At 43.2% G+C, this 11673-nt stretch carries 10 protein-coding genes; 9 read left to right on the forward strand and 1 reads right to left on the reverse strand.

Annotated features, from left to right (window positions below; all coding sequences use genetic code 11):
- Positions 1-28 precede the first annotated feature (28 nt).
- The 3 genes from OCV65_RS12515 (at position 29) to OCV65_RS12525 (ending at position 3828) form a co-directional block, all read left to right on the forward strand.
- On the forward strand, positions 29-1189 hold the full coding sequence (locus OCV65_RS12515) for an MFS transporter (protein ID WP_262582326.1): 1161 nt from the start codon (positions 29-31) through the stop codon (positions 1187-1189).
- 151 nt (positions 1190-1340) lie between these two features.
- Positions 1341-2786 (forward strand): carbon starvation CstA family protein, encoded by a 1446-nt coding sequence (locus OCV65_RS12520; RefSeq protein WP_262582327.1) that lies wholly within the window; start codon positions 1341-1343, stop codon positions 2784-2786.
- Positions 2787-2820: 34 nt separating this feature from the next.
- Complete coding sequence (locus OCV65_RS12525) at positions 2821-3828, forward strand: DUF4349 domain-containing protein (protein ID WP_262582328.1); 1008 nt, start codon at positions 2821-2823, stop codon at positions 3826-3828.
- A gap of 78 nt (positions 3829-3906) precedes the next feature.
- Here the strand turns inward: OCV65_RS12525 and OCV65_RS12530 are convergent, their stop codons facing one another.
- Positions 3907-4782 (reverse strand): LysR family transcriptional regulator, encoded by an 876-nt coding sequence (locus OCV65_RS12530; protein ID WP_262582329.1) that lies wholly within the window; start codon positions 4780-4782, stop codon positions 3907-3909.
- Between the two features lie 287 nt (positions 4783-5069).
- On the opposite strand from OCV65_RS12530, the gene ilvD reads away from it, so the two are divergent.
- From ilvD to OCV65_RS12560, 6 genes are all read left to right on the forward strand, one after another.
- The gene (ilvD, locus tag OCV65_RS12535) at positions 5070-6749 is read left to right on the forward strand and encodes a dihydroxy-acid dehydratase (protein WP_118452479.1); all 1680 of its coding nucleotides are present in this window, start codon (positions 5070-5072) and stop codon (positions 6747-6749) included.
- Positions 6750-6799: 50 nt separating this feature from the next.
- Positions 6800-7681, forward strand: coding sequence for an anion permease (locus tag OCV65_RS12540; RefSeq protein ID WP_262582330.1), 882 nt, complete (start codon positions 6800-6802; stop codon positions 7679-7681).
- A gap of 1 nt (position 7682) precedes the next feature.
- On the forward strand, positions 7683-7910 hold the full coding sequence (locus OCV65_RS12545; protein WP_262582331.1) for a tautomerase family protein: 228 nt from the start codon (positions 7683-7685) through the stop codon (positions 7908-7910).
- Positions 7911-7926: 16 nt separating this feature from the next.
- Positions 7927-8961: a proline racemase family protein gene (locus OCV65_RS12550; protein ID WP_262582332.1), complete on the forward strand. Its 1035-nt coding sequence runs from the start codon at positions 7927-7929 to the stop codon at positions 8959-8961.
- Positions 8962-9010: 49 nt separating this feature from the next.
- On the forward strand, positions 9011-9994 hold the full coding sequence (locus OCV65_RS12555) for an ornithine cyclodeaminase family protein (RefSeq protein ID WP_118383068.1): 984 nt from the start codon (positions 9011-9013) through the stop codon (positions 9992-9994).
- 321 nt (positions 9995-10315) lie between these two features.
- A partial coding sequence (locus OCV65_RS12560) for an SLC13 family permease (protein WP_262582333.1) occupies positions 10316-11673 on the forward strand: 1358 nt, incomplete at its 3' end.

Here is an 11673-nt window from a genome sequence, read left to right on the forward strand (position 1 = left end):
AAGAAAATTCTCATCAGGGAGGAAATGTATGAATCTTACATACCGATATAGTGCGATACAGTTTACACACTGGGCGTCATCGACGGGAGCTGCGGTCTTTGCAACGACATATCTGTTAGATAAAGGGATCCATTCTGGTGTGGTGGGTGTCTTGTTGGCGTTGGCAGGAATTTGTTCCTGTCTGACACAGCCGGTTCTTGCATCTTTTGCGGATCGGACAGAAAAGTTTGTATTAACGCAGATGATGATCATCATGTCTGCATTATGCGGCGTGTGCTTTATTTTGCAATTGATTCCGGGAATTCCGGTGATGTTAATGGCCGTGTTTTATATGGTCAGTATCTGGAGCAGTGACGCGATGGTTCCGCTGTTAAATTCGATTAGTGTTGCTTACAATGATGCAGGATATTTTGTGAATTATGGCGCGGCCCGTGGAGTCGGGGCAGTGGCAAGCGCTGTGTCGAGCCTGATCGTGGGATGGGTGATCGCAAAATTTGGTATAACCTGGATGCTGATACTTTTGCTGGCAGTAAGACTTGAGAGCATGATCGTGCTGGTGGGATTCCCACAGATCGAACAAAGCAGATTACTGGTCAGAGAAGAACAGAAAAGTCTTTCCATTTATGAGTTCTTTATTCATTATCGCTGGTACTGTATATCTTTGCTTGGAATAGCTTTTCTGGGAATGTTCCATGCAATGACAGAAAACTATCTGATCGTGATTATGAATGCACTGGGCGGCAATAGCAGTCACGTAGGCATTGCCCTGTTTATTGAGGGAGCGGTGGCAGCACCTGCAATTTTCTTTTATTATAAAATACGAAAGTTGTCGAGTGACACGAATCTGCTGAAGGTTGCGGCAGTCTCTTTTCTTATAAAAGCAGTTGGCTTTTATTTTGCCGGAAATATAACAACCGTTTATCTGCTGGAAGTGCTTCAGATATCGTCTTATGCATTGCTGGCACCGGCTCAGGTGTATTATGCAAAAGAGAAAGTAAAAGCTAACGATATGATAAAGGGACAGGCATTTATGACAGCGGCTTATGCGTTGGGATGCTCGGCAGGTAATTTTGCCGGAGGACAGCTTTTGAACTGGGGTGTAAGTGCAATGCTTATGGCCGGTATTGTTATGGCGTTTATTGGAACAGTGCTTGTGTTTGCAGCGGTAACAAAATCAGATTTTTCTTAAAGCTGATGAAATCCAGAGCGAGAAAAATACGCATGCTTTTGTAGAAAATTAACGAAAACTTTATAAAATCACTTGAATTTTTATAAAAGAAGCCTATAATAAGAATCGGTTAAGGAAATGTTAAGAATTAGAGAACATTGGAGGTGTTTGTATGATTAGTTTTATCATTTGCTTAGCGCTTCTTATAGGAGGCTATTTTGTTTATGGAAAAGTGGTAGAAAACACATTTGCGCCGGATGACAGAGAGACACCGGCAGTCAGGATCAATGATGGTGTTGACTATGTGGTAATGCCACAGTGGAAGTTGTTCCTGGTACAGCTGCTTAATATCGCAGGACTGGGACCAATCTTCGGAGCAATGCAGGGTGCATTGTGGGGACCGGTTGTATTTTTATGGATTACATTCGGTACAATCTTTGCCGGTGGTGTACATGACTATTTTTCAGGTATGCTTTCTGAAAGAAATGGAGGAGCATCTATTTCAGAGGTATGTGGTATTTATCTTGGAAATGTAATGAAGAATGTCATGCGTGTATTCAGTGTAGTACTTCTGGTTATGGTTGGTACGGTGTTTGCAGTAGGACCGGCAGGACTGATTGTTACGTTGCTTGGCAATAAAGGAGTTACCGGTGCATTTGCTAATCCGGAAGTATGGCTGTGGATCATCCTGGCATATTACTTTATTGCAACATTTATTTCTATTGATAAGATTATAGGTCGTATTTATCCGATTTTTGGTATCTGCCTGATTATCATGGCAATTGGTGTTATCTTTGGTATCTTTACAAATCCAAGTTACACGATTCCTGAGATTTGGAGCCATTTTACCAATATGCATCCGGCAGGCAAGCCAATCTGGAGCTTTATGTTTATCACAGTAGCGTGTGGAGCTATTTCCGGATTCCATTCAACACAGTCACCACTTATGGCACGGTGTATGAAGTCTGAGAAGCAGGGACATTTCGTATTTTATGGTGCCATGGTTGCTGAAGGTGTAATCGCATTGATCTGGGCAGCAGCAGGATGTGCTATTTACGAAGTGACAGGTGGACTTAGCACAGGATTGAATGATATTCTTGCTAATGGACAGTCAGCAGCTATCTATGATGTATGTATCAAGACAATGGGTACTGCAGGTGTTGCACTTGCCATGGTTGGTGTTATTGCCTGTCCGATTACTTCCGGTGATACAGCGTTCCGTAGCGCACGACTGGTACTTGCAGACTGGTTCAAGATTGATCAGGGTAAGATGCAGAAACGACTGGTATTGTGTGTTCCGCTTCTTGCTGTTGGCGCATTTGTCGGACATCTGGATTATTCCATCGTATGGAGATACTTCAGCTGGACCAACCAGACACTGGCTATGATCGTTCTGTGGACAGCCAGCATGTATCTGTTCCGTGAGAAGAAGAATTACTGGATCACAGCAGTTCCGGCAACATTTATGAGCGCGGTTTCTGTAACTTATTTCACCTGTGCAGAAGAGTGTCTGGGATTATCTACAGCAGTAGCTTATCCGGCAGGTATTATATTTGCAGTATTATTCCTGGGTATTTTTATCCATGCGACAAAGAAGCCGATGAAAGAGCAGGCATAAGAGCATAAGAATAAGATAGAAACGAGATGATAATATGTTTAAACCACATAGATTAGGAGAGATATCCATTCCGGATGACGAATTACTGATTGATAAGAAGAACTGTAGAAAGATCGGACCTTGTGGAATTGGTGAGAAAGCGTTATATCTGAACAGTTTTTATATTGACAGAATATATTACATACCGATCCATTCCGTAAGGAGGATTTTTAAAAGGGTTGCAATGAGTAAGGGCGGCTTTACAGGAAAAGGAGTATTTGGAACATTATCCTATCTTGTGGTTGCATATGGCAATGGTCAGGAAAAGCAATGCAATTTCAAACACGAAGAAGATGTGGACAGGTTCCTTGCTTATATAGAGGAAGCGTATCCGGACATTCCTGTACATAGTGTGGAGGCAGAGCGTAAGCTGGCAGAGAAAGAACGAAGGCTTGCGGAAAGACAGCGGGAGGTCAATGTAACTGCAGAGACAAGAAAGTGTCTTGACAGACTGGAACAGGCAGAAAAGTTTCTGAAAAATCAGTCTGATATTTATGTGGATCTCAGCCGGTCTGCTAAGAAGAAGCGAATCTATGACAGAAGTAATCCGGCATATAAATGGGTGGCACTTGCCGTTGTTATTATGGGTGCCGGTGCATTCGTATATGGTGTCTGGGCGTTGCTGACGCATGCGGGATTCGGTATGTATTTCCTGTTGTTTGGTCTGGCGGCAATCTTCCTGTTTGCAGGAGCAAATGTGCTTCCTACATCCAGAAATAACCGCAACTATATAGAAAAGCAATTGGCAGATTCTATTCGTGCGATGGAAGATTATATTAAGGATTATCCGGATTTTCCGGTGCCTGCGCATTATGCGCATCCGATCGTGTTGGAAAGGATGCAGATGATTCTGAGAACAGGACGTGCAAGAACGATTCCGGAAGCATTGCAGATTCTGAAAAAAGATCTGAAAGCGATGAATTCAAGCGTTATAGTTGAACAGGAGGAATATGAGGAGATTATTGCAATCAAACCAATGTTTCTCGTAATGGATTATAAGTAATGTAAATGAAAAGCCTGAGATTACATGAGGTATAAGGTCATGTGGTCTCAGGCTTTTTTGTTTGCCGTTATGTTGCTGTTATATTAATTTACATTCGTTATTTCCTTTGGTGGCGAATGTTAGGAATTTATTCAGTGCAGGGGTCGGTTCAGGAGTCTCGGAATAGGCAACGACCAGGTTCCTGCGCAAGTGTTCGGTAAATGGACGGACACAGACGTTGAACGGAATGTTATGCAATAAGAGTTTTGGAAGTACGGTAATGCCGAAATTCTGTTCTACCATTTTAATGGCAGTGTAATCCTCGTTAATGCGGAATCTTACGTTGGGTATAATGTGGTTCATGCGCAATAATTTACCGGTCTCGTAGTCAAAGTCATCTGCCGAAAGGATAAAATACTGACCGTCAATATCAGCGAAAGATACAGTCAGTTTATTGGCAAGTGGGTGATCCAGAGAAGTGACCAACACAAGCTCATCTATTCCTATAGGGAGGCATGGAAGATCTTTGGCTACGTATTGTGAAACAAAAATGCAGTCCAGTTCTTTTTTGTGGATTTTTTCAGTAAGCTGTTGAAAACTATCTACATAAAGCTGGAATGTGATGTTTGGATATTCGGATGAAAAATTCTTCAATACACCGGGAAGCCAGTGGTAAGCAATACTTTGAATCGTACCGATGCGTATAAAACCGCTGTTTAAATTGTTGATATTGGCTGCAATCTGCCCGATACGTTCATCGCAGGCACGCATATTTTTCAGCTCGGTAAAAATAGGTTCTGTTCCGGGCAGTGGTTCCATTCCGTTTTTGGAACGCTTAAATAATTTAAGCCCGATTTCTTTTTCATAATTACGGATTGTCTGACTGACGGCGGATTGTGTGTAGTTATGTTTGGCTGCTGCTTTTGAAATGCTCTGATTCTCGTAAACATCGAGAATTATATCGTATTTTGACATGTAAGAACCTCCGTTCCGATGAAGAATGTTATCTTTCTATCATATTTTATAAAAAATATCATTAATAATCAATTCATATCCCGATATTATTCATTAGCTTTTCTGAATAATGATATTAAAATAACTGAAAAATAGAGCGTAAATGAGGGAAATTCGTTAAACTTAAGGAAAACTGAATTGTTATATTATTTTTGCGAGCTTTTCAATGTTAAAAAAATAGCATACTATGTGACCAGAAGATAAAACCGTACGGACGTAAAAAATACAAATCTTAAGGAGGTAATCACATGGGTTACAGTTATTGGAACGGAGCAGAAGCAGCACATCGAAGAGTTATGATGAAGGCAGCGGGTTATTCAGATGAGGATATCCGCAAGAAACCACACATCGGAGTACCGAATTCCTATATGGCAGGTTCTCCGGGAACGGCACATCTGAGACAGGTGACAGAGGCTGTGAAAGAAGGAATCTGGGCAGCAGGAGGAATTCCGGTAGAATTTGGAATTCCGGCTACTTGTGGTAATGTGGCCAATGGTGCTGATGAGATGAAGTACGAACAGGTAGGAAGAGATATCGTAGCAATGTCCATTGAATTTGTGTCCAGAATACATAACTTTGACGCTATCTGTTGTGTGGCTTCCTGTGATCTGATCATTGCCGGATGTTATCTGGCAGCGTGCAGACTGGATATCCCGGCTATGGTAGTGACCGGTGGATCTATGCAGGCCGGTAATCACTGCGGAAAGACAGTTGTAGAAGCGGACCTCGATGCGGCAAGATTCTCTGGGGCATCTGAAGAAGAATTATTTGATATGGAAGAATGTGTATGCCCATCATTTGGTGCATGTCCATCCATGGGAACAGCCAATACCATGCAGATGTTGGGAGAGGTATTGAACCTTGTAATGCCTGGCACATCTACAATTCCTGCATCGGATAATGCAAGACTTCGTGCCGCAAGAGCAGCCGGAAAATATATGGTACAGCTTGCCAAATCTGGAAGAACACCAAAAGAGCTGATCACGAAAGATGTTCTGGAAAATGCGATCATGTTTGATATGGCAGTCGCCGGATCTACCAATGCGGTGCTCCACATTCTGGCATATGCATATGAGTTGGGAATTAAGATCACATTAGCAGATTTTGAAAAATACGCAAAAGAGATTTACTGTATCAACGCGGTTATCCCAAGTGGTCCGTATACGGTTGTAGATTTCCATTATGCGGGCGGTGTAAAGCAGGTGATGAAACAGCTTGCCGGTAAGCTTCATACAGATGCGCCGACCATGTATGGAAACACCTGGGGTGAGATTCTGGATACGGTTAAGAGTGAGCCGAATAAGGTGATCCATTCGATGGAAGATCCGGTAGCAAAGGAGCCGGGACTTAAGATTCTCCGCGGCAACATATCTCCGGCAGGAGCAATTGTACGTCCGACAGCTGTCTACGAAGAAGTAATGTATATTAAAGGCGCGGCAAAAGTATATGAATGTGACCAGGATGCATATAAGGCAATCATGGCTGGCGAGATCGTGGCGGGAGATATTCTGGTTATCCGTTACGAAGGCTGTAAAGGAGCACCTGGTATGAAGGAGCTGATGCTCAGTATTGATGCACTGATCGGACTTGGATTGGATAAGAAAGTTGGTTTGATCACAGATGCACGTTTCTCTGGATTTAATTATGGAGCAATTGTTGGTCATGTTTCTCCGGAAGCATATGATGGCGGCGTGATTGCACTGATAGAGAATGGTGATGAGATTGAGATGGATATTGCAGGAGGTACTGTAAATCTTCTGGTATCTGATGAGGTGCTGGCTGAAAGAAGAAAATCATGGGTGCGTCCACCACTCAAGCAGCAGAAGGGTGTGCTGAACATCTATGCTCAGAACTGCAGACCGGCGGAAGAAGGCGGAGCAATGCAGCCATGGGCACTGGATGCAGATTATGGTTACCATCACGAATAGTTACTGTTAACGATTACGCATAGTGAGAAAGGATAGATTGGGGAACGGGTATGATTACAATATTAAGAATAGCAATCGTAGTGTTTGTTGTATGGTTTTTCTATCTGTTGGTGAAAGACAGCAGAGAAAATGGCTCGAAGGATGTTCCAATGAAGACAAAAGTTCTTTATGGAATTATGGGGTTTATACTAAATCTTCTGGATACGCTGGGAGTTGGAAGTAATGCGACACAGGCAGCATTTTTCAAATTTACCAAGCTTAGTCCGGATGAAGAACTCCCAGGTAATGGCAATGTTATCTTTGCCATCCCGGTAGGTGTGGAAGCACTGCTGTTTCTGAAAATCGTGGAAGTAGAGCCGGTTACATTATTCTCTATGTTGATAGCGGCAATGCTTGGCGGCATTGTGGGATCAAAAGTAATTACAAAGCTCCCGGTTCAGAAGATCCGTATGATTCTGTCAGTAACGCTTCCGTGTGTGGCAGTACTGCTGGTAATGAAAGTCAATGGATTTGGACCATTCGGTATGTTAGGAACGGCAACAGGACTCAGTGGCGGCAAGTTGATCTTGTCAGTTGCTATTAACTTTATCCTTGGCATGCTGATGTGTGCGGGAGTAGGTCTTTATGCACCATGTATGGCGCTCTGCGCATTAGTGGGAATGAATATTACTGTTGCATTTCCGATTATGATGGGTTCCTGCGCATTGCTGATGCCGCCTGCAAGTCTCGAATTTGTGAAGTCTGGAAGATACAATAGAGATGCAGCAGTCATCATGAGCATTACCGGTGTCATTGGTGTATTGATCGCGTATTTCATTGTCAAATCTATGCCAACAACAATTCTGACATATATCGTTGCAGTAGTACTGATCTACATGGCAATCAGCTTTGTTGTATCAAATCAGAAAGAGAAGAAAAAGGGAGAAAATTAATATGCCACATATCAGTGTAAAATTATATCCGGGAAAAAGTGAAGAAATGAAAGAGAATCTGGCAAAGGCGGTAAGAAAGGCACTTGCTGAAGAATCAGGTGTATGGTCACCAGACGATATTTCCGTATCTATGGAAGAAATCGCACCGGACAAGTTTGAAGCAGAAACAAAAGCAGGGTTCAGGAAAGAGGAGCTTCTGATCGACTCAAAATATATTAACTTTAAGTAATTGGAGGCATATGGCAATGGATTACAAGATAAATGTCAATTTTGACCGGTTTGAGGAGCAGCTGAAAGTTGTGGATGCACATACCATGGGAGAGTTCTGCAGAATTCTGGTAGGCGGTATCCCGGAACCGCAAGGCAACACGATGATTGAAAAGAAAAAGTGGCTGGAGGAGAACTGCGATTACATCCGTACAGCACTGATGTTAGAGCCGCGCGGACATCATGATATGTTTGGTGCAGTACTTTGCGAGCCGGTACATGAGGAAGCGGATTTTGGCGTTGTATTCATGGAGACAGGTGAATTTCTGAATATGTGCGGACACTGTACAATTGGTACAACAACGGTTGTTATCGAGGCGGGTATGATCGAGTCTCATGAGGGCGAGAATGAGGTTGTGCTGGACACACCGGCAGGTATCGTACGAACAAAAGCTATGGTAAAGGACGGTAAGGTAGAGAGTGTAACCTTGACCAATGTGCCGGCATTTGTGTATCAGGAGAATCAGACAGTAACGATTGATGGAAAGGAGATTCGTTTTACCATTTCATTTGGTGGAAGTTTCTTCGCATTAGTAGACAGCGAACAGTTGGATATCGGACCGATCAATGCAAAGACAGTTCCTGCGTATACAACACTTGGTATGAAAATACTGAAAGAAGTCAATGAGAAGATTCCGGTTAAACATCCAGAGCTGGATATTGATACTGTGGATCTGGTAGAGTTCTATGGACCAACACCGAATCCGGATAAAGCAGATATGCGTAATGTGGTTATCTTTGGCGATGCACAGGCGGATCGTTCTCCATGCGGTACGGGAACGAGTGCGAAACTTGCAACACTATATAAGTGGGGTGAGATTGGCGTAGGTGAGCCGTTTGTATACGAGAGCTTCATGGGTTCGCTGTTTAAGGGTGAGATCAAAGAAGTGACCAAGGTGGCAGATTATGATGCAGTAGTGCCGAAGGTAACAGGAAGCTGTTATCTGACCGGCGTGGCTACCTATCTGATCGATGGCAAAGATCCGCTGAAGTATGGATTCCTGATCGGATAAAAAACAGACAGCAAAATGGATGATATTGCAATAGGAGGATTAGATTATTATGTTATTACTTTCCAGAGAAGATATTAAAAGTGTAATTACAATGAAAGATATTATCGAAGCGGATAAAAAGGCTTTCAAAATGGTAGTGGACGGTACGGTGGATACACCGCTTCGTACAGTTGTCAACGGTAAATACGACGGAGCATTTTTGTTCATGCCGGCATATGCACCAGAGATGGATGCAGCAGCAATGAAAGTCATTAACATTTTCCCACACAATATTGATAATGGGCTTATGACGTCACCGGCGCAGGTAATGCTGATCGATGGAAAGACAGGCTACGTGATCGCGATGCTTGACGGTACTTATGTGACACAGCTCAGAACGGGTGCGTCTTCTGGTGCGGCGTTTGATCTGCTGGCTAAGAAGGACTGCAAAAAAGGAGCGATGATCGGTACAGGCGGACAGGCAGCGACTCAGCTTGAGGCAATGCTTGCGGCAAGGAAGCTTGAAGAAGTGAAGATATTTGACCTGAATGAGGAGAGATGTAAGGCATTTGCAGAACAGATGCAGGAAGAACTGGCTTCTTATGGTGCCAAGATCCTTCCGGCAGCAAGCTCAGATGAATGTATCGAGGATGCAGATCTGATCATTACGGTTACACCTTCACCAAAGCCGGTGTTTGACGGAACAAAAGTAAAGGCCGGTGCAACAATCAGTTGCGTAGGTACCTATGAGCCTCATAAACACGAGATGGATCCAGCTATCCTGCCAAGAGCATCTAAGATTATCTGTGATTCCAAGGAAGCAGCATTGTCTGAGACAGGAGATCTGCTGATCCCGATTGCTGACGGAATTATTACAGAAGATGATATCCAGGGAAGCCTTGGAGATGTAATCAATGGCAAGATCAAAGGCAGAGAGAATGACGACGAGATCATTGTATATGAGACTGTTGGAGTGGCTGCGCAGGATCTGGTGGCTGCAAAGGTAATCTATGATAAAGCAGTAGAAGCAGGAAAAGGACTTGTCTGGGGATAAGCCCGGTTAACTATGACGGATTGAGTGAATAAAATTGTAAATAGTGTGTGCTGAAAGCAGATGATATTTGTCATCTGCTTTTTGCATGCAAAGATATTTAACAAAAAAAGGTTGGATAAGAGAAAATATATGATAAAAGCGGAGCGCTGTGTTAAAAAAATATCGGGTAAATTACCTAATTTATATAAGTAGTTGAGAAATATGGGTAATATTCCTTACGCAATCCCACCCTAATAGCTACTTTTCGGATTTGGAATTGTTTGATATTCTTTTAACAGATAATAAATAATCTAAAAGGACAAACGATAAGGAGAAATGATTATGGACACAAAGAAAAGACTTACCTACTTAATCATTGGTCCTGTCCTGTTTGCGATCGCTTCAGTGGCACTGAAGAGCGCACTCGGAGGAGCAGGAGCAATGGCAATCGGAACCTTGCTGTGGATGGTATTCTGGTGGGCAACACAGCCAGTCAGCCTGACAGTTACAGCATTCCTTCCGGTTGGTATCAATGCACTGTTTGGTATGGTAGACCAGAGTGGTGTTATTGCTCAGTATGCATCAGGAAGTATTATCCTGATCTTCGGTTCTTGTTTGCTGACGATTCCGTGGGCAACAACAGGACTGGACAAGAGAGTTGCTCTGAAGGTACTTTCATTGGTAGGACCTTCTATGAAATCTCAAATTACAGTATGGTTGCTTGCAAGTATGATCTTCTCATCCTGCCTGCCTAACGTAGCTGTATGTGCACTGTTTACACCTATCGCTGTAGCTATGATCCATGCCGCAGGATATGAAGATATCAAGAAAGCAGCTCCGGCAGTTCCGATTCTTCTCTGTATTGGATGGGGAGCCGGACTTGGTGGTGTAGGTTCTCCGCTGGGTGGAGCTATGAACGTAGCTGCTATTTCTTTCTTCCAGGAGTTATCAGGACATGAATTTATGTATGTCGACTGGATTGTACGTATCCTTCCGTTCTTTATCCTGACAGCAATTGTTACACTTTTACTGATGTTCTTCTTCTTCACACGTAAAGGTGAGAAGCTGGAAGGAACAAAGGATTACTTTGAGAAAGCTTATGCAGAGCTCGGAACTATGAAGAGAGACGAAAAGATCTGTGGAACATTGTTCCTGTTAGCTATGATTGGTGCATTTGCTCGACCACTGTTTGCAAAGGCACTTCCATCACTGGAGCCTGCTTACATTTTCGCAATCCTTGGTGCGCTGTCATTCGTTATCACATCAGCTGATAAAAAGAACCCAATCCTTACATGGGAACATGCTCAGAAAAATATGCTGTGGGGCATGATGCTTCTGTTCGGTGGCGGTCTTGCACTTGGTAATATCGTAAATGGTTCAGGAGCCGGAGCAGGTATCGCAAAGGTTATCACAGATATGCACCTGACAAGCGACCTTGCAATCATCGTAGTATTTGTACTGTCAGCAGTCCTGATCTCAGAGCTTACTAACTCTACCGTATCAGCAGCCGTAACAATTCCGATCATCCTGACACTGTGTACAAACCTTGGACTGAATCCGGTACCATACTGGTTCATTACAGTAATGGGTTACAATGCAGAGTTCCTGCTTCCTGTAAGTGTGCGTGCTATCACAGTAGGTAGTGGACTGGATGCAAGCAAGCAGATGAGATATGGTATTCCATTCGTAATTGTAAGAGC

This window comes from Dorea ammoniilytica, from assembly GCF_025567415.1.
Lineage (GTDB): Bacteria > Bacillota > Clostridia > Lachnospirales > Lachnospiraceae > Claveliimonas > Claveliimonas ammoniilytica.

What these genes read in the sequence shown, in the direction of transcription:
- OCV65_RS12515 (WP_262582326.1), top strand. Translation starts at nt 29, where the DNA reads ATGAATCTTACATACCGATATAGTGCGATACAGTTTACACACTGGGCG.
- OCV65_RS12520 (WP_262582327.1), top strand. Translation starts at nt 1,341, where the DNA reads ATGATTAGTTTTATCATTTGCTTAGCGCTTCTTATAGGAGGCTATTTT.
- OCV65_RS12525 (WP_262582328.1), top strand. Translation starts at nt 2,821, where the DNA reads ATGTTTAAACCACATAGATTAGGAGAGATATCCATTCCGGATGACGAA.
- OCV65_RS12530 (WP_262582329.1), bottom strand. Translation starts at nt 4,782, where the DNA reads ATGTCAAAATACGATATAATTCTCGATGTTTACGAGAATCAGAGCATT.
- ilvD (WP_118452479.1), top strand. Translation starts at nt 5,070, where the DNA reads ATGGGTTACAGTTATTGGAACGGAGCAGAAGCAGCACATCGAAGAGTT.
- OCV65_RS12540 (WP_262582330.1), top strand. Translation starts at nt 6,800, where the DNA reads ATGATTACAATATTAAGAATAGCAATCGTAGTGTTTGTTGTATGGTTT.
- OCV65_RS12545 (WP_262582331.1), top strand. Translation starts at nt 7,683, where the DNA reads ATGCCACATATCAGTGTAAAATTATATCCGGGAAAAAGTGAAGAAATG.
- OCV65_RS12550 (WP_262582332.1), top strand. Translation starts at nt 7,927, where the DNA reads ATGGATTACAAGATAAATGTCAATTTTGACCGGTTTGAGGAGCAGCTG.
- OCV65_RS12555 (WP_118383068.1), top strand. Translation starts at nt 9,011, where the DNA reads ATGTTATTACTTTCCAGAGAAGATATTAAAAGTGTAATTACAATGAAA.